The sequence below is a fragment of the Polaribacter vadi genome, assembly GCF_001761365.1.
GTDB lineage: Bacteria > Bacteroidota > Bacteroidia > Flavobacteriales > Flavobacteriaceae > Polaribacter > Polaribacter vadi.
In genome coordinates this window covers 2,355,778-2,377,093 of sequence record NZ_CP017477.1, presented here as the reverse complement: position 1 = coordinate 2,377,093, position 21,316 = coordinate 2,355,778, and the positions used below count along the sequence as shown (strand labels likewise).

The 21,316-nt window shown below is 31.5% G+C and carries 15 protein-coding genes; all 15 read left to right on the top strand.

Translation table 11 applies throughout. From position 1 onward, the window contains the following. The first annotated feature begins 4 nt into the window (after positions 1-4). A complete protein-coding gene (locus tag LPB03_RS10345) occupies positions 5-2,680 on the top strand; it encodes an alpha-d-galacturonidase (RefSeq protein ID WP_065319541.1) in 2,676 nt (891 codons plus the stop codon). Continuing rightward, positions 2,646-6,218, top strand: coding sequence for a malectin domain-containing carbohydrate-binding protein (locus LPB03_RS10340; RefSeq protein WP_231953088.1), 3,573 nt, complete (start codon positions 2,646-2,648; stop codon positions 6,216-6,218). Before LPB03_RS10345 ends, LPB03_RS10340 begins: the two co-directional genes overlap by 35 nt. A 16-nt stretch (positions 6,219-6,234) precedes the next feature. Then, positions 6,235-8,658: a glycoside hydrolase family 2 TIM barrel-domain containing protein gene (locus LPB03_RS10335; RefSeq protein ID WP_065319539.1), complete on the top strand. Its 2,424-nt coding sequence runs from the start codon at positions 6,235-6,237 to the stop codon at positions 8,656-8,658. 171 nt (positions 8,659-8,829) lie between these two features. Next, on the top strand, positions 8,830-10,374 hold the full coding sequence (locus tag LPB03_RS10330; RefSeq protein WP_065319538.1) for a glycoside hydrolase family 28 protein: 1,545 nt from the start codon (positions 8,830-8,832) through the stop codon (positions 10,372-10,374). Between the two features lie 261 nt (positions 10,375-10,635). Beyond that, complete coding sequence (locus LPB03_RS10325) at positions 10,636-11,880, top strand: ribulose-bisphosphate carboxylase large subunit family protein (RefSeq protein ID WP_065319537.1); 1,245 nt, start codon at positions 10,636-10,638, stop codon at positions 11,878-11,880. Beyond that, a complete protein-coding gene (locus tag LPB03_RS10320; protein ID WP_065319536.1) occupies positions 11,880-13,259 on the top strand; it encodes a four-carbon acid sugar kinase family protein in 1,380 nt (459 codons plus the stop codon). The genes LPB03_RS10325 and LPB03_RS10320 overlap by 1 nt, the downstream gene beginning before the upstream one ends. Further along, entirely contained in the window at positions 13,256-13,921 is a 666-nt protein-coding gene (locus LPB03_RS10315) for an aspartate/glutamate racemase family protein (RefSeq protein ID WP_065319535.1), read from the top strand. Before LPB03_RS10320 ends, LPB03_RS10315 begins: the two co-directional genes overlap by 4 nt. 1 nt (position 13,922) lies before the next feature. Further along, positions 13,923-15,194, top strand: coding sequence for a bile acid:sodium symporter family protein (locus LPB03_RS10310; RefSeq protein ID WP_065319534.1), 1,272 nt, complete (start codon positions 13,923-13,925; stop codon positions 15,192-15,194). A gap of 35 nt (positions 15,195-15,229) precedes the next feature. Then, positions 15,230-16,246 (top strand): zinc-binding alcohol dehydrogenase family protein, encoded by a 1,017-nt coding sequence (locus LPB03_RS10305; protein WP_065319533.1) that lies wholly within the window; start codon positions 15,230-15,232, stop codon positions 16,244-16,246. A gap of 12 nt (positions 16,247-16,258) precedes the next feature. Continuing rightward, positions 16,259-17,032, top strand: a complete 774-nt coding sequence (locus LPB03_RS10300) for an SDR family NAD(P)-dependent oxidoreductase (RefSeq protein WP_065319532.1) — start codon at positions 16,259-16,261, stop codon at positions 17,030-17,032. A gap of 29 nt (positions 17,033-17,061) precedes the next feature. Next, complete coding sequence (locus LPB03_RS10295; protein ID WP_065319531.1) at positions 17,062-17,922, top strand: fumarylacetoacetate hydrolase family protein; 861 nt, start codon at positions 17,062-17,064, stop codon at positions 17,920-17,922. Continuing rightward, positions 17,919-18,746: an amidohydrolase family protein gene (locus tag LPB03_RS10290; RefSeq protein WP_065319530.1), complete on the top strand. Its 828-nt coding sequence runs from the start codon at positions 17,919-17,921 to the stop codon at positions 18,744-18,746. The genes LPB03_RS10295 and LPB03_RS10290 overlap by 4 nt, the downstream gene beginning before the upstream one ends. A gap of 3 nt (positions 18,747-18,749) precedes the next feature. Continuing rightward, positions 18,750-19,541 (top strand): SDR family oxidoreductase, encoded by a 792-nt coding sequence (locus LPB03_RS10285; RefSeq protein ID WP_065319529.1) that lies wholly within the window; start codon positions 18,750-18,752, stop codon positions 19,539-19,541. Positions 19,542-19,567: 26 nt separating this feature from the next. Further along, positions 19,568-20,908, top strand: coding sequence for an L-fucose:H+ symporter permease (gene fucP / locus LPB03_RS10280; protein ID WP_065319528.1), 1,341 nt, complete (start codon positions 19,568-19,570; stop codon positions 20,906-20,908). A gap of 10 nt (positions 20,909-20,918) precedes the next feature. Beyond that, positions 20,919-21,254: an L-rhamnose mutarotase gene (locus LPB03_RS10275; RefSeq protein ID WP_065319527.1), complete on the top strand. Its 336-nt coding sequence runs from the start codon at positions 20,919-20,921 to the stop codon at positions 21,252-21,254. Positions 21,255-21,316 lie beyond the last annotated feature (62 nt).

The window sequence follows — 21,316 nt, the reverse complement described above, 5'->3', positions numbered from 1 at the left end:
TTTAATGAAATATCTTAATCTTCTATTTATATTTTTAATCATTTCATGTTCAACAGAAAAAAAAGTAACAATTGTTGGTGATGCTACATCTCCAAGAATCACTTTTGGTGTAAAAAAGCTTTCAGAAACTTTATCAGATAAAGGATATATTGTTGCTGTTGCAGACAAAGTTTCAAAAGAAAATAAAAATCAAATAATTGTTGTATCCGTAAAAAATGATGCAAACAAGAAAGAAAGTTTTCAAATAGCAACATCAAATAAAACTATTTATATTGCTGGCAGTGATGCTTCTGGTGCTTTGTATGGCGCATTAGAATTAGCTGATAGAATAAAAGAAACAGGAAATATTCCTTCAGAAATCACTTTTAAAGATAGTCCAGAAATGGTTTTACGAGGTACTTGTATCGGACTTCAAAAAACAAAATATTTAGAAGGTAGAGGAGTGTATGAATACCCATACACACCAGAAAATTTTCCATGGTTTTATGATAAAGAACTATGGATACAGTATTTAGATATGATGGTTGAGAATCGATTAAATTCTTTGTATTTATGGAATGGTCATCCATTTGCATCATTGGTAAAGTTAGAAGAATATCCTTTTGCCTTAGAAGTAAGTGATGAAGATTTTAAGAAAAACGAAGCTATTTTTAAGTTCATTACAGAAGAAGCTAATAAGCGAGGTATTTGGATTATTCAAATGTTCTATAATATTATTGTATCTAAACCTTTTGCTGAACATTACAACATCGAAACTCAAGATAGATCTAGACCTATTATACCAATTATTGCAGATTACACCCAAAAATCTATAGCTGCTTTTATCGAAAAATATCCAAATGTTGGGTTGTTGGTAGCATTAGGTGAAGCTATGGAACGTGAATATGATTTGGAATGGTTTACAAAAACCATTATCCCTGGGGTTAAAGACGGTTTAAAAGCCTTAGGACAGACGGAAGAACCTCCCATTATTTTAAGGTCACACGATACTGATGCTCCATTAGTTATGGAAGAAGCACTACCGTTATATAAAAATTTGTATACCATGAGTAAGTATACGGGCGAGTCTTTAACAACTTACGAGCCACGTGGACCTTGGGCAGAAACTCATAGAGCATTAAGTTCATTGGGTTCTGTACATATTTCAAACGTTCATATTTTAGCTAACTTAGAACCGTTTCGTTATGGTTCGCCCGATTTTATTCAAAAAACGGTAAAAGCGATGCATCAAGTTCATGGTGCGAACGCACTACATTTGTACCCGCAAACATCATATTGGGATTGGCCTTATGCACCAGACAAAACATCACCAAGACTTTTAGAAATGAATCGCGATTGGATTTGGTATAAAGCCTGGGCACGCTATGCATGGAAAGATAATAGAGATAGAAATGACGAAATTTATTATTGGGGAAATCAATTAGCAAAAATGTATGGAACCAACAATGAAGCTGGAAAATACATTTTAGAAGCTTATGAAGAAACTGGAGAAATAGCTCCTAAAACATTAAGAAGATTTGGAATTACAGAAGGTAATAGACAAACACTACTTTTAGGAATGTTCGAAAGTCAATTAGTGAATCCCTATAAATGGAGAGTATATCCAGGTTTTTACGAATCTTGTGGGCCTGTTGGCGAAATTTTACTAGAATATGCTAAAAAAGAATGGGAAAATGAACCTCATGTTGGTGAAACTCCAGTCCAGATTATCAATGAAATTGTAGCTCATGGTAAAAAAGCAGTGAATGCAATAGAAAAAGCAAAACCAGAAGTTACAGAAAACGTTGAAGAATTTAATCGTTTAAAAAATGATGTGTATTGTTATCAAGCATTTGCAAACTGTTTTTCAGAGAAAGTAGAAGCTGCCTTGTTAGTTTTACGATACAGTTATTCTAACGATATTAAAGATTTAGACCAAGCACTTCCACATTTAGAAAAAAGTATAGATCACTATAAAGAATTAGTTAATCTTACAAAAGATTCATATTTATATGCAAATAGCATGCAAACTGCACAACGCAGAATTCCTATTGGTGGAGATGATGGTAAAAATAAAACTTGGGAAGAATTATTACCACATTATGAAAGAGAACTGGCAAATCTAAAAAGAAATATTGCGCTTTTAAAAGCATCAAAAGACGGGAAAATTGTTAGAGAAAAAGGCGCAGCTTTTAAAACAGTTGATGTTACTATTCTAAGTAACAATAAAAAAACATACAAGTTAAAAAAGGGAACAAAAGTATACGGAACTCCAGAATCTGAAGTGCTAGAATTAGCACCAGAATTAGAAAATTTACAAGGTATTTATTATGTGATTGATAATCAAAATAAAAAAGGATCTTACATTAAATTTAAAAATGACAAGCCTGTAAAGTTAGTTGTTGGCTATTTTAATACAGATCAAAAAAGATTTTTATTTCCGCCTAGTTTAGAAACAAATGCAGCAGGAAATACACGTGGAGAAGCAGAAGTTATTTTAGCAAACGCAGTAAAGTTAAAAGGACTGCCAAGGGTAAATATTCATACGTATGAGTTTCAACCAGGAGAAAATGAAATAACTTTTGGTAAAGGGCGTGTGTTGATTTTTGGTTTTATTGATGCAAATCAACCTATAAAATCTAGAGATGTTGGTTTAATTGATAAAGATGATAAAGAAGCTGTGGACTGGCTTTTCTACTAAAATGAGATACTTAACGTACATATTATTTATTGCTTTAGCTTGTTTATCCTCATGTAAAAAAAAAGATGATTTAACTGAGGTTAGAAAAGTAATTTCCTTAAATAAAGACTGGCAATCTATTGTTTTAGATTCTATTTCTAAACCAGAAAAAGATTTTGTAAAAACAATTAAAACAGATACTTCTTGGAAACAAGTTTCAGTACCACACAATTGGGACCAATATTATGGGTATAGAAGAAGCTCCCATGGCAATTTACACGGAACAGCTTGGTATTATAAAACACTAGAATTAGAAGCTTCAAATAAAGAAAAACAACATTTTTTATTTTTTGAAGGAGTTGGTTCATACGCTACAGTTTGGGTAAATGGCAAAAAAGTGGGAGAGCATAAAGGAGGAAGAACCACTTTTACGCTAAATATTTCAGATGCCATTACTTTTGATGCTGAAAATAAGATCATCGTTAAAGCACATCATCCTTCTTTTATAGCAGATTTACCTTGGGTTTGTGGTGGTTGTTCTGGCGAATGGGGTTTCTCAGAAGGCTCACAACCTATGGGGATTTTTAGACCTGTATCATTAATTATTACAAATGATATCAAAATAGAACCTTTTGGTGTTCATATTTGGAATGATAATTCAACTACAAGAGATAAAGCTGTACTTCATGTTTCAACAGAAATTAAAAACTATGGTGCTTCTACTAAAAATATTTTAGTAATAAATACTTTGTTGGATAAAGAAGGAAAAGAAATAGCTTCCGCTAAGTCTGAAATAAAAAATATTTCTGATGTAAAAGAACTAAAACAAACACTTCCAGAAATCAAAAATCCGAGTTTATGGTCTCCTAAAAATCCTTATTTATACCAACTATCAACAAAAATTTATGAAAATGAAGAATTAGTTGATGCGATAACAATACCATATGGAATTCGTTGGGTAAGTTGGCCTATTGACAGAAAAGGAGATGATAATCGATTTTTTATAAATGATGAACCGTTGTTTATAAACGGAACTTGCGAATATGAGCACGCTATTGGGAAAAGTCATTCCTTTTCAAATACCGAAATAAAAACAAGAATAGAACAAGTAAAAGCGACCGGTTATAATGCTTTTAGAGAAGGACATCAACCTCATAATTTAAAATATCAAGAGCATTTAGATAAAGAGGGTATTTTGTTTTGGAGTCAGTTTTCAGCACATATTTGGTATGATACACCTGAGTTTAAAGCCAATTTTAAAACCTTATTAAGAGAATGGATTAAAGAGCGTAGAAACAATCCTTCTGTTGTAATGTGGGGTTTACAAAATGAAAGCACTATTCCAAAATCTTTTGCAGAAGAGTGTATCCAGATTATTAGAGAACTTGATCCAACTTCTGCAAGACAACGTATTGTAACAACTTGCAATGGTGGTGAAGGTACTGATTGGAATGTGATTCAAAATTGGTCAGGAACCTATGGTGGCAATCCATATAATTATGGAGAAGAACTAACAACACAATTATTAAATGGTGAATATGGCGCTTGGAGAACAGCCGATTTACATACCGAAGGCGACTTTAATCAAAAAGGTGCGTTAAGTGAAAATCGTTTTTCACAATTGATGGAAATAAAAATCCGAGAAGCAGAATCTGTAAAAAATAAAATTGTTGGTCAATACCATTGGTTATTATATTCTCACGAAAATCCAGGACGGACTCAAAATGGCGAAGGTTACAGAGATATTGATAAAGTTGGTCCTATAAATTACAAAGGCATTTTTACTATTTGGGGCGAACCTTTGGATGCTTTTTATATGTATCGTGCTAATTACGTTTCAAAAAAAGAAAGTCCGATGGTATATATCGTTTCCCATTCTTGGCCTAATCGATGGTTATCTGCAGGAATTAAAAACGATATTAATGTATATTCAAATTGTGATGAAGTAGAACTTTTTAATGATATAGATAATAGCTCACTTGGTAAGTTGAAAAACTCAGGAATTAAAGGAGAACATTTTACATGGAGTAATGTAAATATAAGATATAATGTGTTGTACGCAGTTGGTTATGTAAACGGAAAAGCAGTTGCCAAAGATTATATTATTTTAAACAATTTACCAGAAGCACCAAATTTTAATAAGCTGATCTCAGATAAAAATGATATTTTAAAACCACAAGTTGGTTATAATTACATATATAGAGTAAATAGTGGTGGCGCTAATTATGAAGATACTTTTGGGAATACTTGGTTTGCAGATGTTCATCAAACCAAAGATGATACTTGGGGTTCTAAATCATGGACAGATAGTTTTGAAGATTTACCAGCTTTTTATGCAAGTCAACGAACAACATTTGACGCTATTAAAAATACAAAGGATTGGAAATTATTTCAAGATTTTAGATACGGAGCAGATAAACTACAATATAAATTTCCAGTTCCAGAGGGAGATTATTTAGTAGAACTATATTTTAACGAACCTTGGTATGGTGTTGGAGGTGGCATGAATTGTAAAGAATGGCGTGTTTTCGATATTGCTATTAATAACGAAAAGGTAGAGGAAAATTTAGATATTTGGTCTGAAGTAGGAACAAATACGGCGCTTAAAAAAACATATAAGGTTAATGTAAAAAATGGTCGATTAAATATTTCTTTTCCCATCGCTAAATCTGGACAAGCTGTTATTTCTGCTATTGCTATTGCAAGCTTAGATAAAAAGATACAACCAGCAAATGCTTCTCCTAAAAATATTCAGAATGCTTCTATAAATACAAATTATGAAGTGGTATCATGGTTAAATATTACAGATAAACAATATCAAAATTCTGATGTAAATTTCACGAAACTACCATCTTTACTATATGGTGCTGATTATATACGTTTTCCAAATGTTCTAAAAGAAGAAATTGTTGGAAGCTTTATTTCTAAAGAACACTCAAATATTTACATAGCTGTGGAAGCTAAATTAATTGAAAAACCAAACTGGTTAAACGACTTTAAAGAAACCACAGATACCATTCAGAATTCAAAAGGAACTTTGTTTGTTGTATATCAAAAAGAAGCCGAAAAAGGAGAAAAGATTGTTTTTGAAAGTGTGAAAAATTGTGCTGATTGCGATATGTACACCATTGCTGTAATTCCAGTATATAATATGGATGAGAAAGAAAATCGTGCTATCTTAAAATTAGAAGCCGAAAATGGAACAGCCACTGGTTACGGAATTAAAAAAGCGTTTTTCAAGAAAAGTGATTATATAGAATTTACACAAAATACAAAAAACAGTTTGACTTTTATAGTAAATCCTGGTGTAGCAAATATGTATTTAATGCGTTATCGATTTATGAATATGAATGATAACCCAATAAAAGTTAGATTAAAAATTGAAGATGCAAACGGTATTTTACTTAGAAATGATGATATAGAATTTCCGATTCAAAAAGAAAAATGGAAAATTTTAAATACCACATCAGGAGGATTTATAAATGCAGGAACTTATAAAATCACCATCGAATCAAATAATATGAAAGGTTTGAGACTGGAGTCTTTTGAGTTTCAATAAATAGATTGATAAAACTATGAAGCATATAAAAATTATATACATATTACTAATCACTATTTTTTTTGTTGGATGTGGTGCCGAAGAAAATAACGTTAGAATTGTTAAAGATTTTAATTTTGATTGGAAATTCAATTTGGGTGATGTTCCTGAAGCTAAAGTTACTTCTTTTAATGATGAAAATTGGCGAACTCTAAATTTACCACATGATTGGAGTGTTGAAGGTGAATTTAGTATTGATAATCCTGCTAAACCAGAAGGAGGTGCTTTGCCAACAGGAATTGCTTGGTATAGAAAAACGTTCACACTTCCAATTGAATATGATAATAAATCAATTTCAATAGAATTTGATGGTATTTACCGAAAAAGCGAAGTATGGATAAACGGACAATATTTAGGTATTCGTCCAAATGGTTATGTATCATTTGCCTACGATTTAACTGATTATTTGAAATATGGTGATAAAGAAAACGTCATTACTGTTAAGGTTGATAATTCTGAACAACCAAACTCTAGATGGTATTCTGGTTCTGGCATTTACAGAAATGTACGTTTGGTGGTTGCTGAAAAACTTCATATAGCACATTGGGGAACATACGTTACTACACCAGAAATTTCAAAAGAAAAAGCTTTGGTAAACTTCGAGATAACGCTTCAAAATGATGCAAATTTAGATAAAAAATACAAAGTTGTTAGCTCAATTGTAAATAACGAAGAATTTGAGGTTGCACAAGCTACTTCAGAAGAAAGTATCAATAAAAATAGTGTAAAAAAACAGATACAAAATTTTGAGATATTAAACCCTAATTTGTGGGATACCAAGAATCCTTATCTCTATAAAATTAAGACTAAGGTTTTTGAAGGTTCTAAGTTGGTAGATAATTACACAACACCTTTAGGAATTCGTTATTTTAATTTTGATGCGAAAAATGGTTTTTCTCTAAACGATGTTCCAATGAAGATTCATGGCGTTTGTTTGCATCATGATAATGGTGCTTTAGGTGCAGTTGCAAATTATGAGGCAATTAAGCGTAAACTCACCATAATGAAAGATATGGGTGTAAATGCTATTCGCGTTTCACACAATCCATCTTCATTAGAGTTATTACAATTATGTGATGAAATGGGGTTGATAGTACAGGTTGAAGCTTTTGATTCCTGGAAAAAGAGAAAAGTAAAATATGATTATAACCTATACTGGGATGAATGGCATAAAAAAGATTTAGAGGATTTTGTAAAACGGGATAGAAATTTTCCATCAGTTATGATGTGGAGTATTGGAAACGAAATCCGTGAACAGTTTGATAGCACAGGAGTCGCTATTACTAAAGAGCTTGTAAGTATTGTAAAATCTTTAGATAAAACCAGACCTGTAACTTGTGCTTTAACAGAAAACATCCCAGAGAAAAATTTTATTTATCAATCTGGAGCGTTAGATTTATTAGGATTCAATTATAAACATAAAGATTTTTATGATTTTCCAGAGAAATTTAAAGGTGAAAAAATACTAGCGTCAGAAAGTGTTTCGGCTATAGAAACACGCGGACATTATGATATGCCTTCCGATACAATAAAAAGATGGCCACCAGCGCATAACGCACCTTTTGATGGGAATGATGATTATACAGCATCTGCTTATGATCAAATATCTGCGTATTGGGGAGCAACACACGAAGAAAACTGGAAAACAGTAAAGTCTTTAAACTTTATTGCAGGCACTTTTATTTGGACAGGTTTTGATTATTTAGGAGAACCAATTCCATATCCATATCCTGCAAGAAGTTCGTATTTTGGGATTGTTGATTTGGCAGGTTTACCAAAAGATGTGTATTATATGTACCAAAGCGAATGGACAAAAAAGGATGTTTTACACGTTTTTCCACATTGGAATTGGGAAGAAGGTCAAGAAGTGGATGTTTGGGCGTATTACAACAATGCAGATGAAGTGGAATTGTTTTTAAATGGAAAATCTTTAGGAAGTAAATCAAAACAAAATGATGATTTACATATTATATGGCGTGTTAAATACGAGCCAGGAACTATTAAAGCAATTTCTAGAAAAGATGGGAAAGTGGTTCTAGAAAAGGAAATACACACTGCAGGCACTCCATCAAAAATAGAATTAATTGCTAATAAAGAAAGTATTAAAAATAATCATTACGATTTGGTTTATGTGATGGTAAATATTAAAGATGCTGATGGTAATTTAGTGCCAAAAGCAAATAATTCACTTGATTTTGAAGTTACTGGTGGAGGTTCAATTGTAGGTGTTGATAATGGATATCAAGCAAATTTATCATCATTCAAAGCATCAAAAATAAAAGCTTTTAATGGAAAGTGTGTTGTAATTATTCAATCAAACGGAAAGTCTGAAACGATAAGGTTAAAAGCTTCGTCCAATATTGGAAATACAGAAAAATTAATAAAAATTAAGACAGATTAAAAATGAAATAAAACTAGTTGTGAAGTTTCAAATATGTTTGTTCTTATGGAAAAATAATTTTTTGTTAATAACAAAAACTTAGCTTTTATACAATCAACCGTTGAACAAAATAAACATCCATATTCTTTAAATATGGATATTTTTATAAATTAGACAATTAGATTCTACTAAATGAAATTTTTTATTACCTTAATTACATTCTCATTATTTTTAAGCTGTAAAAACAAACCGAATGAGGTTTTAGATTATAGTAAATTAGAATCTATACCTACAAAAAATGAAGTAGGTCATTTCGTTTTACCAGAAAATATTTCTCCTGTTTCTGCACCTTTTGGTATGCCTGAATTTAAAAAACCTACATTTCCTGAAAGAAGTATTAAAATAAAAGACAATTGTATTAGTACTGGAGATTTGGTTACCGAGTCTATTCAAAATGCTATTGACAAAATAAATGCATTAGGAGGAGGTTCAGTTATCGTTCCGAAAGGTACATGGAAAACCGGTCGAATTTCATTGAAAAGTAATGTAAATCTTCATTTTGAAGAAGGGGCAATTCTAGAATTCAGTACAAATGTAAAAGATTATCAACCTGCAGTTTTTACTCGTATTGAAAGTATAGAAGCAATGTCTCTTGCTGCTTGTATTTATGCTAATAATCAAGAAAACATAGCCATAACAGGAAAAGGATTACTTATTGGACCTTATGGTGGTGAAATAAAAGAGCGTTCTTATATGAAACCCATAGAAGGTCTTGTAGATTTAAGTAAACCAGGCAAAGATCGTATTCATGATGGATCAAAAGAAGATTGGATATTTCCACCAAAATTCATCTCACCTATTAATTGTAAAAACGTCTATATTGAAGGTGTTTCGTTGAAAAACACAGCATTCTGGAACATTGTTCCCACTTATTGCGACAATGTTGTAATAAGAGGGGTTTATATAAATTCTTATGGGATTCCTAGAGGTGATGGCATTAATATAGAATCCTCTAAAAACGTATTGATAGAATATTGCACTTTAAATACAGGTGACGATTGTATTACCATGAAAGCAGGACGAGGAGAAGATGGATTAAAAGTTAATAAAACAACAGAAAATATTGTGGTTCGCTACTGTTTAACAGAAAAAGGGCATGGAGGTATCACCTGTGGAAGCGAAACAGCAGGAGTTATCCGAAATTTATATGTACACGATTGCGTTTTTGATGGCACTGTGGTTGGGATTAGATTTAAAACACGTCGTCCAAGAGGAGGAGGAGGAGGAAACTTGTATTATGATAGAATACGCATGAATCTTGAGGCCACTGCTATAAAGTGGGATATGCTTGGTACACCTGCTTATGTAGGTGAATTGGCTGAAAGATTACCCTTTAGAGAAATTAATAAGCTCACGCCATTTTACAGAGATATTTCTATAAGCAATGTTATTATTGAAAATAGTACACATTTTTTAAAAATTTATGGAATCCCAGAATCCCCACTCGAAAATTTAAAAATTCAGAATATAAAAGCTAAAAGTTCTAAGCTAATTATTCTTCACGATGCAAATAATGTTAGTATTAAGAATGCAAAAATTGAAACAGAAGACAATATTATTGATGTTCTTGGTGGTAACAATATTGTGTTAGATAATGTTTATTTAGATACTGATGCCATAGAGTTAAGTTATCCCAATGAAAAAATAGAGACATCAAATGTTAACTTAAAAAAATAAATAGGAGTGTTAAATAGAACTTTTATATCAATACTGTTTTATTCCTTTTTTTTAAAAGATGTTGTTAAAAACTTTATATTTTTTTGTGAATTAGCTGTAAAAAGAAATTAAAATAGATGATGCTTAAAACAAGCATTGCTTGCTAATAAATAAAGCCTTAAAATAATAATGTAGTTCCAAAAGCTAATATTAAAAAGTCTTAATAGAAATTGGAATATCAGCATCAAAAACCAATCATATAATATAAAATTCTAATAATTAATGGAAAGAGTTTTTGCAGAATATCTTATAGAAACGCCTTACGATGTAGGACAAGCTGCAGCAGTTTTGGCTGGCGAACAATCTTCGGGAACATTTGTTGCTGTGCCTGGTGAAACAGAAGAACTAAAACAACGTTTTGCGGCAAGAGTTGAACATATTGAATTATTGGACTTAGTCAATGAACCTTCAATTCCAGGTGGCAAGATTTCTGGTAAAAAATATCAAAAAGCAAAAGTTAAAGTAAGTTGGTCCATTGAAAATTTCGGTTATAATTTACCTGTTTTGATAAGTACATTACAGGGAAATTTATATGAAATTACTCAATTTACAGGCTTGAAATTAATGGATTTAGAACTGCCTGATTCTTTTAAAAATCATTATAAAGGGCCTCAATTTGGCATTAAAGGTTCCAAAGCATCTTGTGGTATAGGTTGTGAAAGACCCATGATTGGAACCATCATAAAACCAAGTGTAGGCATGTTTCCAGAAGAAACTGCAACTTTGGTGCAAACATTAATTGATGCAGGTATAGATTTTATAAAAGATGATGAATTAATGGGGTCTACAGCTAATTCCCCTTTTAATGAGCGCGTAAAAGCGATTATGAAAGTCATCAGAAATAACGAGCAGAGAACAGGAAAAAAGGTGATGTATGCATTTAATATTTCAGATGAAATAGATGTAATGCAACGAAAGTATGATTTAATACTTCAAGAGAAAGGCAGTTGTGCAATGATTAGCGTTAATAGTGTTGGTTTAGCAGGTACAAAGAAAATTTGTGATAATGGTCAGTTAGTTATTCATGGTCATAGAAATGGCTGGGGTATGTTAAACAGGCATCCTATGTTGGGCATTGAATTTCCTGCATATCAAAAACTTCAGCGATTGGCAGGTGTCGATCAATTACATGTTAACGGTATTCAAAATAAATTTTGGGAATCTGATGATTCTGTGGTAACTTCCATTAAATCATGTTTAAAATCATTTTTAGGCGGGAATGAAATTTTACCTGTGGTATCTTCTGGTCAATGGGGTGGACAAGCTTTTGAAACCTACAAAAGAACGCAAACTACTGACTTGTTGTACATGGCAGGAGGTGGCATTTTAGCACATCCAATGGGACCAAAAGCAGGTGTAAATGCATTGCAACAAGCTTGGGAAGGTGCTGTAGATGGTTCGTCAATTGAAGAAACAGCCAACAAACACAAAGAATTTGCGGCATCCGTTAAGAAATTTTCTAAATAATGAAACAGAAAAATTTACTTTTAGCTTTTTACGGTGATGATTTCACAGGCTCTACAGATGCGTTAGAGTTTTTGACTTTGGCTGGAGTAAAAACAGTATTGTTTTTAAAAATGCCTGAGCAAAAAGATTTAGATAAATTTGAAGGTATACAAGCCATTGGTTTAGCAGGAAAAAGTAGATCGATGTCTCCTTCTGAAATGGAAACAGAATTAGTTCCTGCATTTAAGAATCTAAACAGTTTTAAACCAGCTCACTTTCATTATAAAGTGTGTTCAACGTTTGATTCAGCACCTCATGTTGGCAATATTGGAAAAGCGATAGAAATAGGTAGTGAAGTTTTTAATCAAAAAACAGTAATGATATCTCCTGCAGCACCACATTTAGGGAGGTATTGCGTATTTGGTAATTTATTTGCTAAAATGGGAACTTTCGGAAATGGAGAGGTCTATAGAATTGATAGACACCCATCAATGAGTAAGCATCCTGTTACACCAGCAACAGAAGGGGATTTAACAGTTCATTTAGCAAATCAAACTTCAAAAACTATCGGTCTTGTTAATTTAACAGTCATAGAAAAAGGCAAACAATCTGTTTTAGAAGAAGTACAAAACAATACAAAAGATATTTTATTTTTTGATGGTTTTAATAAAGAACACTTACAAGTGATTGGGATAGTATTTCATCATTTAGCAAAGAATAAAACAGTGTTTTCAGTAGGATCGTCAGGTATTGAAATGGCATTAGGAATTGCGTGGAAACAAGAAAAAATCATTAGTGAACCTGAAGCATTTAAACCTTTAGGCGAAGTTGGACCTATTTTAGTTTTGTCAGGAAGTTGTTCGCCAGTTTCTGCAAAACAAATAGAATATGCTTTGGAAAATGGATTTGAACAAATTGCTTTAGAAAGTAAAGCAGTAAATGTTCAATATCATTCAGAAATAATCAAAAATTCAGTTGCAATCGTTGTTGAAAATTTCAAAAACGGTAAAAGCACCATAATTCATACCAGTATTGGTCCAAATGACACTCGAATTAGAGAAACTGAACTGTATTTTAAAAATCAGGGATTAAATGAAGATGCAATTCAAAAACAATGCAGTAAAATCTACGGAAATATTATTGGACAAATCACCAAAAAAGTTGTTTCGGAAATTAACATCAAACGAATTGTTTTTGCTGGTGGAGACACATCAAGTTACGCAGCATCAGAATTAAATATTTCTGCGCTTGAAATGATTGCACCATTAGCTCCAGGAGCACCATTGTGTAAAGCAATTTCGGATGATGAATACGTAAACGGGTTAGAATTAAATTTTAAAGGCGGCCAAGTTGGAACCGACAATTATTTTATAAAAGTTTTAAAAGGAGAGAAATTATGAAGGCAAAAACATTAGGTTTTGTTCACACATCTGCAACATTAGTACCATTATTTCAGCAATTAACAAATGAGTTTTTAGAAGGCGTAGATACTTTTAACATTGTTGATGATAGTGTGATTAAAGATGTTATAAGAAAGAATGAATTAACACCAAATACGGCTGCAAGAGTAGTAAATCATATTCAAGCTGCTGAAGCTGCTGGAGCAGATATTATTTTAGCAACATGTTCGTCAATTGGTTCTGCCATTGAAATAGCAGCTACTTTATGTAACGTTCCTGTTATTAGAGTCGATCAAGCTATGGCTGATGAAGCAGTACAAATTAGCAATAAAATAGGGGTGATTGCAACTTTACCAACCACTTTAGCACCAACAAGCGATTTGGTAAAAAGAAGAGCTGAATTAGCTGGTAAAAATGTAAGTATAACATCAAAATTATGTGAAGGTGCTTTTGAAGCATTGATGAGTGGTGATGCAACAAAGCACGACGAGATGGTTGCTTCAGCTTTAAAAGAATTAATGAAAGAAGTTTATGTGATTGTTTTAGCACAAGCATCTATGGCTCGTGTTGTCGAGGGTTTAAGTGCAGATGAAAAGTTAGTACCTATTTTAGCAAGTCCTGCAATAGCAATGAAGAAATTGGCTGAGGTATATTTTAAATAAAATGAAGCTACGAAAATACTTTCTTTGGATTTCCCTTATTCTTTTTTTAACTGCTGTTTTTGGAGGATTTCAAAACGTGGATTTACTTTGGAAAATAGGCTTAGTAGCTGGATTTTCAAGTTTAGCAATTGGAGTTGGATGTTTAAAATCCTTAGAAGTTTATCAATACACATTTTGGATTATAGCAGCAGTGTTTTCGGGTCTATTATTTCCAGAAACATTTTTAAATATTGGTTGTTTAGATTTACGAAACAAATGGCTTATTCTAATCATTATTCAATTGGTAATGTTTGGAATGGGAACTCAAATGAGTATCAAAGATTTTACAGGAATTAGAAAGTCTGGAAAAGGAGTTTTAGTTGCCCTTTTAGGGCAATTTACAATTATGCCAATAATTGGTTTTATCATCGCAAAAACTTTTGGTTTTGATGCAGAAATAGCTGCTGGTATTGTGTTAATAGGTTCTTGTAGTAGTGGTTTAGCTTCAAATGTAATGACATATATTGCTAAAGGTGATTTGGTTTTGTCGGTTACAGTTACAGCTATTTCAACAATAACAGCACCAATCATGACAACTTTTTTAATGAAAGTTTTTGCAGGTACTTTTATAGAAATTGATGTTTTAAATATGATGATGAGTATTGTAAAAATTGTATTAGTACCATTATCAGCAGCATTAATTCATGACGCTCTAAAAACATATGAACCAAAGGTTCAAATAAAAATACATTATTTAGCCATTATTTCTAGTATTTGGTTACTGATAGCTGTAATATTTTGGAATTCTTTTAAGTTGGTTGATGGAAGCACATCTGTTATTTTATTTGAAATTTTAAATTTTATTTGTGGTGCTTTTGTAGTTGGAGTTTTATATCATTTATTATATAAATTGAATACTAAAATAGATGCATTTATGCCTTATTTTTCAATGTTTGGCATTGTTTATTTTACATTAGTAACTACAGCAGCAGGAAGCGAACATCTTCTTGAAATTGGAGGGTTATTATTTTTGGCAGCCATCATACACAATACATCTGGTTATTTATTTGGTTATTGGTTAAGTAGAGCAAGTGGTTTAGATAAAAAACAAAGTCAAACTATTGCCTTTGAAGTTGGTTTGCAAAATGGAGGGATGGCTTCTGGTTTAGCAGGTTCTATGGGTAAGTTAGCTACCTTAGGTTTAGCAGCAGCAGTATTTAGCCCATGGATGAATATATCAGGTTCTTTATTAGCTAATTACTGGCGAAGAATGAGAGAGAAATTAGAAAATTAATTAGTATTATTTATATCAAATTAGAAAAATAAAGAATGAAATATATTATTTGTGAAGAACCAAATAAATTTGTTTTAAAGGAAAAAGAAAAACCAAATAGAACAGAAAATGAGGCACTTATTAAAATACATAGAGTAGGTATTTGTGGTACAGATTTACACGCTTATTCAGGCAATCAAGCTTTTTTTTCCTATCCTAGAATTTTAGGACATGAATTAGCTGGTGAGGTTCTTGAAATCGATGGGAATTCACAAAACTTAAAAGTTGGTGATAATATTATAGTGATGCCTTACGTAAGTTGTGGTAAATGTTTAGCATGCAAAAACGGAAAAACAAATTGTTGTACTAATATTAGAGTTTTAGGGGTTCATACAGATGGTGGAATGCAAGAAGAAGTAGCTATTAGAACAGATTTATTAATTCCAGCAAAAGCTTTAACTTTTGAAGAAATGGCAATTGTAGAACCGCTAGCAATTGGTGCACATGCCATAAGAAGAGCTAGAATAACTGCAGGCGAAATAATTGTTGTAATTGGATGTGGGCCAATTGGAATTGGTTTAATGAAATTAGCTCAAATAAAAGGAGCTGAGGTAATTGCTTTAGATATAGATGAAGCAAGATTAGAGTTTGTAAAAAACGAAATAGGTGTAAAGCATGTTGTAAAAGTTGCTGATACAGCAATTAATGAAGTTTTAAAAATTACAAACGGAGATTTAGCAACAGCCGTATTTGATTGTACTGGAAACAAAAGAGCTTTAGAATCTGGTATAGGGTATATGTCTCATGGAGGGAGATATGTTTTGGTTGGTTTATCTAAAGGAGAGTTAACCTTTAGTCATCCAGCAATTCATGCAAAAGAATCTACTATAATGTGCAGTAGAAATGCAACTTTAGAAGATTTTGATTTTGTAATTGATAATCTTGATAAATTTCCAACAGAAGCATTTGTAACTCATAAAGTAAATTTAACAGAAATGATTGATAATTTCGATTCTTGGTTAGATCCAAAAACAAAAGTTATCAAAGCTATGGTTAATTTTAACGTAGAATAATTTTAATTAAAAATGAAATTTAATTTAACAAATAAAACAGCAATTGTTACAGGAGGTGGAAGCGGAATAGGTAAAGCCATTTCAAAAACTTTAGCAGAACAAGGTGCTTATGTCCATATTTTAGAATTGAATATAGACAGTGCAAAAATTACAAAAGAAGAAATTATTGCTGCTGGTGGATCAGCAGAGATACATCAATGTAACGTTGTAAGTCAAGAAAATGTAATTGAAGTTATAAGTAGAATTGCAGAAAATAGCACAATTAATATTTTAATTAATAATGCTGGAGTAGCTCACATTGGAAATGTTGAAAACACATCAGAAGAAGACTTAGATCGTGTTTATAATGTAAATGTTAAAGGAGTTTATAATTGCATATTTGGTACAATTCCTCACATGAAAAAAAATGGAGGAGTCATTTTAAATATGGCATCAATTGCATCATCAGTGGGTATTTCAGATAGGTTTGCCTATTCCATGTCTAAAGGAGCAGCACTTACTATGACGTATTCTATAGCTAAAGATTATGTTAATTATGGTATAAGGTGTAATTGCATGTCGCCAGCAAGAATACATACACCTTTTGTAGATGGATTTTTAAAAAATAATTACCCAGGTAAAGAGCAAGAAATGTTTGAAAAACTTTCTAAAACGCAACCTATAGGTCGCATGGGGGTACCACAAGAAGTTGCCAATTTAGCATTGTATTTATGTTCAGATGAAGCATCATTTATAACAGGAACAGATTTTCCAATAGATGGTGGATTTATAAAATTAAACGGATAAAATAACAAATAATATTAAAAAGAAATAAAATGAAACTTATACGATTTGGAGAAGTTGGTTCAGAAAAACCAGGAGTACAATTATCAAACGGAAATAAAATAGACGTATCTAATTTTGGAGAAGATTATACAGAACAGTTTTTTCAAAATGATGGCATAGAAAGATTAGAAGCTTGGTTAGAAATTAATCAATCAAAATGCGATATAATATCTGATGATGTAAGACTTGGGTCGCCAATTTGTAGACCATCAAAAATTGTTTGTATTGGTTTAAACTATGCAAAACACGCTGCAGAAGCAGGTATGAAAATTCCTAATGAACCAGTATTGTTTTTTAAATCTACAACAGCAGTTGTTGGTCCAAATGATGATGTTATCATTCCAAAAGGAAGTACAAAAACAGATTGGGAAGTTGAGTTAGCAGTAGTAGTTGGTAAAAAAACATCGTACATTTCTAAAGAGAAAGTAGCTAGCCATATTGCAGGTTATGTTTTGCATAATGATGTAAGTGAACGTGCATTTCAAATAGAAAAAGAAGGGCAGTGGTGTAAAGGAAAAGGATGTGATACATTTGCACCTCTTGGACCATTTTTGGCGACTAAAGATGAAATTAAAGACCCAAATAACCTACACCTTTGGTTAAAATTAAATGGTAAAATGATGCAAGATAGTTCTACATCAGATTTTATTTTTAATATAGAAGAATCTATCAGTTATATTAGTCAGTTTATGACGTTATTACCTGGAGATGTCATATCAACAGGAACCCCTTTTGGAGTTGGTTTAGGATTAACACCACCATTGTATTTAAAACCTGGTGATGTTATGGAATTAGGTATAGAAGGTTTAGGAGTTTCTAAACAAAATGTAGTAGCATACTCAGGAAAATGATTATAGATAGTCATCAACATTTTTGGAAATACGAACCAACAAAACATGCTTGGATAGATGATGAAATGTCTGCTATCAGAAAAGATTTTTTACCAAGTCAATTACAAAAAGTCTACCAAGAAAACGGAATTGATGGTTGTGTAGCAATACAAGCAGACCAAACAATTAATGAAACTGATTTTTTATTGGAATTATCTAATGATTTTGATTTTATAAAAGGAATCGTTGGTTGGGTAGATTTAAGAAACAAAAATATTGATGCAACTTTAGATACATACTCTCATCATAAAAATATAAAAGGCTTTAGACATGTAGTACAAGGTGAAGCTGATCATAATTTCTTGCTTCGTCCTAATTTTTTAGGAGGAATTTCTTCCTTAGAGAAATATGAATATACGTATGATATATTGATTTTTCCTCATCAATTAGGGGCAACTTTAGAGTTTGTAAAGAAATTTCCTAATCAAAAATTTGTAATAGATCATATTGCAAAACCTTATATAAAAGATGGTTTTTATGATGGTTGGGCAATTTTAATGAAAAAATTAGCGAAGTACGAAAATGTGTTTTGTAAACTATCAGGAATGATAACTGAAGCAGATTACAATAATTGGACACCAAAACAAATAGAGCCTTATATAAATTTAGTTTTAGAATCTTTTGGGGCAGAACGTTTAATATTTGGTTCTGATTGGCCTGTTTGTTTAGTTGCCGGAAATTATGCAAAAGTAAAAAGCTTAACAACCAATTTTATTGCAAAACTTAGTGCAGATGAGCAAAAAAAAATTATGGGTACAAATGCAATAAAATTTTACAATCTATAACTTATGGATTTACAATTAAAAGATAAAATAGTTGTTGTTACAGGTGCAGCAGGCATTAAAGGAAGTATTGGAGAAACCATTGTACAATCTTTAGCAAATGAAGGTGCTATTCCTGTAATTGTTTGCAGAAATAATCGTGGATATGGTTATGAAAAAGAGTTGCAAGAAAAAGGAATTGATGCTCTTTTTGTGAAAACAGATGTTACAGAAACTAAGCAAATTGAGGCTGCAGTAAAAATAATTGTTGCTAAATATGGCAAAATAGATGTTTTAATAAATAACGTTGGTGTAAATGATGGTACAGGATTAGATGCTTCTATAGATGATTTTGTGTGGTCTTTAAAATTAAACTTAATTAGTTATTTTGCTATGACTAAATATTGTTTGCCTTACATCATAAAATCAAAAGGTAATATTTTAAATATTGGTTCTAAAGTAGCACTTACAGGACAAGGAGGTACATCTGGTTATGCCGCTTCTAAAGGTGGAGTTCTTGCACTAACCAGAGAATGGGCTGTAGATTTAATAAAAGAAGGCATTCGTGTAAATGCTTTAATTATTGCAGAAAGTTGGACGCCAGCTTACGATAATTGGATTAAAACACTAGAAAATGGTGAAGAAAAACTAAAAGCAATCGTAAATAAAATTCCATTGGAAAATAGAATGACTACACCACATGAAATTGCAGATTCTTGTCTGTTTACTATTTCTAATAAATCATCACATACAACAGGTCAATATATATTAATAGATGGTGGCTATGTAAATTTAGATAGATCTTTATTAACAGAATAAATCAACCAAACAATTAACTAAACTAAATGAATAAATTTAAAAAAATACCTGTAGTTCCAAAGGAATTATTAGTTCCATTTATTGCTGCTACATCAATTTTTGCATTGTGGGGTTTTGCAAACGATTTAACAAATCCTATGGTTGCAGCGTTTAAAAAAGTAATGATTTTATCTAATAAAGAAGCCTATAATGTTCAGTTTGCTTTTTATTTTGGATATGGAGTTATGGCAATTCCTGCAGCATTATTCATTAGAAGGTTTAGTTATAAATCTGGCATTTTAGTTGGTTTAGCGTTGTATGCTTTAGGCGCAGTATTATTTTATCCTGCAGCTTTAGAAGGCAATTATACGTATTTTTTAATATCATTATTTGTAATTACATGTGGTTTAGGTTTTCTGGAAACAACTTCAAATCCATTAATTTTATCAATGGGAGATCCATCTACATCAACTCAAAGATTAAACTTAGCACAGTCTTTTAATCCTATTGGTTCTCTTACAGGTATGATGATTGCCAAGTTTGTAGTTCTTGATAGAATACTTTCTTCAGATTATGAAAATAGTTCAGAGATTATAACCTTAGGAAAAGAAAAAGCAGCAGAAATAAAAGTACATGATTTAGATGTTATTAGTACACCATACATTGCAGTAGGTATTTTTGTAGCCTTGGTTTTTGTAATAATTTGGAAAACAAACATTCCAAAAATGACAATGGGTGAACACTTAACAATTAAAGAATCTTTGCAAAGAATTTTTAAAAGCAAAACGTATGTATTTGGAGTTATTGCGCAAACTTTTTATGTTGGAGCACAAATTATGTGTTGGACTGCTATTTTTCAGTTAGTAGAATATATAAATATTGGTAATGAAAATCCTATTGATGGTACTTTTTGGAATATTGGTGCAATGGTACTATTCGTAACCACAAGATTTATTGGTACAGCAGTAATGCGAAAAATCAATCCTGCAAAAATGTTAGCAATTTTTGCAATTGCAGCAGCATTTTTATGTTTAGGCGTTGTATTAACAACTGGTATCACCAGTCTAATTTGTTTGGTTTTAGTTTCTGTTTTTATGTCTATAATGTTTCCAACAATTTATGGGTTAGCATTAAAAGATATGGGAGAAGAAGCAAAGCTAGCATCATCTGGTTTAATTATGGCTATTGTTGGTGGTGCATTTTTACCAAAAATACAAGCAGTAATTATGGATTTTGGTGATACTATTAAAGGAGAAGAAGTTTTTGGTGATGTAATAACTGGTAATATAACAGAAATTCATTTTTCATTTATTTTACCAATGTTATGTTTAATTATTGTTGGTTTTTATGGTTTGTATGCATATAAAGTAAACAAAAAAACTACTTAGTTTTTTTAGAATGAATACAAAAAGATATTGTTTGGTTTGTGATTTAAAAGATGATCCTATTCTTATTGAAGAATACAAAGAGCACCATAAGAACGTATGGCCAGAAATTCTAAAAAGTATTAAAGAATCTGGTATAGAAAAAATAAATATTTATAATCTAGGAAACAGACTTTTTATGGTAATTGAAGTTAATAAATCTTTTTTTTTTGATAAAAAAGCAACGTTGGATGCAAATAATCCGAAAGTACAAGAGTGGGAAGAGTTGATGTGGAAGTACCAACAGGCATTACCCTTGGCAAAAAAAGGAGAAAAATGGCTTCTTTTAGAAGAGATATTTAAGGTGTAAAATTTATATATATTACATATAGTTCATTTCATTAATTTTTCAATATTAAAATCAATAAATTA

Coding starts and splice junctions, on each gene's coding strand:
- LPB03_RS10310 (WP_065319534.1), top strand. CDS start 13,923: ATGAAGCTACGAAAATACTTTCTTTGGATTTCCCTTATTCTTTTTTTA.
- LPB03_RS10305 (WP_065319533.1), top strand. CDS start 15,230: ATGAAATATATTATTTGTGAAGAACCAAATAAATTTGTTTTAAAGGAA.
- LPB03_RS10295 (WP_065319531.1), top strand. CDS start 17,062: ATGAAACTTATACGATTTGGAGAAGTTGGTTCAGAAAAACCAGGAGTA.
- LPB03_RS10300 (WP_065319532.1), top strand. CDS start 16,259: ATGAAATTTAATTTAACAAATAAAACAGCAATTGTTACAGGAGGTGGA.
- LPB03_RS10325 (WP_065319537.1), top strand. CDS start 10,636: ATGGAAAGAGTTTTTGCAGAATATCTTATAGAAACGCCTTACGATGTA.
- LPB03_RS10290 (WP_065319530.1), top strand. CDS start 17,919: ATGATTATAGATAGTCATCAACATTTTTGGAAATACGAACCAACAAAA.
- LPB03_RS10345 (WP_065319541.1), top strand. CDS start 5: ATGAAATATCTTAATCTTCTATTTATATTTTTAATCATTTCATGTTCA.
- LPB03_RS10330 (WP_065319538.1), top strand. CDS start 8,830: ATGAAATTTTTTATTACCTTAATTACATTCTCATTATTTTTAAGCTGT.
- LPB03_RS10315 (WP_065319535.1), top strand. CDS start 13,256: ATGAAGGCAAAAACATTAGGTTTTGTTCACACATCTGCAACATTAGTA.
- LPB03_RS10340 (WP_231953088.1), top strand. CDS start 2,646: ATGATAAAGAAGCTGTGGACTGGCTTTTCTACTAAAATGAGATACTTA.
- LPB03_RS10285 (WP_065319529.1), top strand. CDS start 18,750: ATGGATTTACAATTAAAAGATAAAATAGTTGTTGTTACAGGTGCAGCA.
- LPB03_RS10275 (WP_065319527.1), top strand. CDS start 20,919: ATGAATACAAAAAGATATTGTTTGGTTTGTGATTTAAAAGATGATCCT.
- LPB03_RS10320 (WP_065319536.1), top strand. CDS start 11,880: ATGAAACAGAAAAATTTACTTTTAGCTTTTTACGGTGATGATTTCACA.
- fucP (WP_065319528.1), top strand. CDS start 19,568: ATGAATAAATTTAAAAAAATACCTGTAGTTCCAAAGGAATTATTAGTT.
- LPB03_RS10335 (WP_065319539.1), top strand. CDS start 6,235: ATGAAGCATATAAAAATTATATACATATTACTAATCACTATTTTTTTT.